3 protein-coding genes are annotated in these 2,544 nt (G+C 42.2%); 2 read left to right on the top strand and 1 reads right to left on the bottom strand.

Annotation, left to right across the window (positions count from 1 at the left end):
* The first annotated feature begins 42 nt into the window (after positions 1-42).
* On the top strand, positions 43-1,053 hold the full coding sequence (gene arsB / locus NW819_RS10280) for an ACR3 family arsenite efflux transporter (protein ID WP_414328751.1): 1,011 nt from the start codon (positions 43-45) through the stop codon (positions 1,051-1,053).
* Entirely contained in the window at positions 1,054-1,470 is a 417-nt protein-coding gene (locus NW819_RS10275; protein WP_011433934.1) for an arsenate reductase ArsC, read from the top strand. It abuts the gene before it with no gap.
* 51 nt (positions 1,471-1,521) lie between these two features.
* On the opposite strand, the gene NW819_RS10270 is transcribed toward NW819_RS10275, so the two are convergent.
* A partial coding sequence (locus NW819_RS10270) for a T9SS type A sorting domain-containing protein (protein WP_414413681.1) occupies positions 1,522-2,544 on the bottom strand: 1,023 nt, incomplete at its 5' end.

The following is a 2,544-nucleotide window of genomic DNA, read 5'->3' as shown; positions in this document are numbered from 1 at the left end:
GGAAGTGGAATTAATGGAAACGCTGTAATTAAATTTCAACCCATGAAGTTTTTTGAAAAATACCTTACCGTTTGGGTCTCGCTATGCATTGCTGCAGGCATTGGTCTTGGGAAAATACTGGGGAATTCTGTTTCGGTGCTTGAAAGCTGGCAGATATATACCATCAACATTCCGGTAGCAGTGTTGGTTTGGATGATGATCTACCCGATGATGGTACAGATTGATTTTTCATCGATAGGCGGTGTTTCAAAAAATTGGAAAGGGCTGGCGCTGACAGTTACTGTAAACTGGCTGATCAAGCCTTTCACCATGGCATTGTTTGGATGGATTTTCTTTAAAAATCTGTATGCTACCTGGATCACTCCGGAAGATGCAGACCAGTACCTGGCAGGCGCCATTCTGCTGGGTGCCGCACCCTGCACAGCCATGGTGTTTGTGTGGAGTTATTTGGTAAAAGGCGATGCCAATTATACGTTAATACAAGTTTCAGTCAACGATCTTATTCTGCCGGTTGCATTTGTACCCATTGTAAAATGGCTGCTGGGAGTAACCAACATACAGATACCGTATGAAGTACTGATTACTTCGGTGGTTGTTTTTGTTGTTATACCGCTAACTACGGGTTATCTGACCAATCGGATATTGCCTCAACGAAAAGGAAAGGATTGGTTTGAACAAAAATTTCTTCCGGCACTTCGTCCTGTTTCCATACTAGCATTGCTTTCAACCCTGGTTTTACTCTTTGCCTTTCAGGGCGAACACATACTGGATCATCCATACACCATTTTGTTGATAGCCATACCACTGACCATTCAAACCTACTTCATATTTTTTATAACCTGGCTGGGTGGAAAATTGCTCCGTTTATCACATCCGGTTTGTGCACCGGCTGCGATGATTGGTGCCAGTAATTTTTTTGAACTCGCAGTTGCCGTGGCCATATCACTTTTTGGTCTTAATTCAGGTGCGTCGTTAGCCACGGTGGTTGGTGTACTCATAGAAGTACCCATCATGTTATCGTTGGTAGCCATCGCTAACAGTTGGAGGTATTAAATGAAAAAAATCTTGGTTTTATGTACAGGTAATAGCTGCCGTAGTCAAATGGTACATGGTTATTTAGAAAATCTGTTACAAGGTAAAGCTCATATTTACAGTGCCGGTATTGAGATACATGGCGTAAATCCGAGAGCCATACAAATCATGAAGGAAGATGGAATTGATATCAGTCATCATACCAGCAACCATGTAAATGAATACTTAAACATACCCTTTGATTACATCATCACGGTATGTGATCATGCCAGAGAAAACTGTCCGTACATACCAGGTAATTCCATTCGCATACATCATAGTTTTTCTGATCCTGACAAAGCAACCGGAAGTGAAGAAGAAATTATGCATGCATTTCGTATGGTTCGAAATGAGATACGCACATTCTGCGAAGAATTTTCAAAGACTATCATTGCTTAATCCTAGTAAGAAAACACAAACAAAAAAGCCCCGTAACCGGGGCTTTCTGATTTATTTTACAACCATGATGCGTTGTGTTATCGCTTGTTTTCCGTCAGATATTCTAAGAAGATAAATTCCAGAAGACAATCCGTCTGTGATCAAAGTTATTTGCTGCTGAGATGGAGCAATGGTAAATTGCTGCAACACCTGACCCAGTGTTGTCATCAGTTCTCCTTTCAACGGTTCGGCAGAAGCCAATTGCAGAGCAATGGTAATCATATCAGTAGCCGGATTGGGATACACCAAAAAGTTGGAGGTATTCATCACTTCATCCAGCGAAGAACAGTTAAGTACTGTAACCGATGCAGTCGCAGTTGCTGTACATCCGTTAGTAGCTGTGGCTGTAACGGTATAGGTAGTAGTGGATGCAGGGCTTACATTGATGGAAGCAGTATTAGCACCTGTATTCCAAGTAAAACTATTACCACCAGAAGCAGTAAGATTTACAGAGCTTCCCTGACAAATAGTACCGCCACCACTTATAGTAGGTGTGGGCAAAGGATTCACCACAATACTGGCTGTTGCCGTGTTTGTTCCGTTTAAATTGCTAGCTGTTAATGTTACAGTATATGTCCCCGCTGAATTAAATGTTACAGTAGGACTGGCAGCTGTACTTGTTGAAGGAGTTCCGCCGGGGAAGGACCAGCTATAGGAAGTAGCATTGGTAGATGTATTGGTAAATGTAATACTTTGCCCTGCACAGATGTTAGTTGATGAAACATTAAAAGAAGCGCTTGGTGGTGTATTGGTTGCAGCACTAATGTTTATATCATCCAGATAAGTAACATTTCCCCATCCACTTCGCAATTGGAATCTGATTCCGGCGGCGGTTTGAGAAGCATACGGGCTTAAATCTATTGTCTTGGTTGCCCATTGTGATGGGGTAGGTACAAATGCAGTGGTCATATCAGGTGCTGTAGCCAATGGACTCGGGCCTGTATTATTACCATAAGATGCTAATCGTATCCAAGTATTGCCACAATCAGTGGTGATACTTACTATTAATGAATCAGTCGCTTCCCTTCGGGGAAG

It is taken from the genome of Synechococcus sp. R8-2 (assembly GCF_047461715.1).
In the GTDB taxonomy this organism is placed as follows: domain Bacteria; phylum Cyanobacteriota; class Cyanobacteriia; order Thermostichales; family Thermostichaceae; genus Thermostichus.
This window is presented reverse-complemented; position numbering and strand designations above follow the sequence as displayed.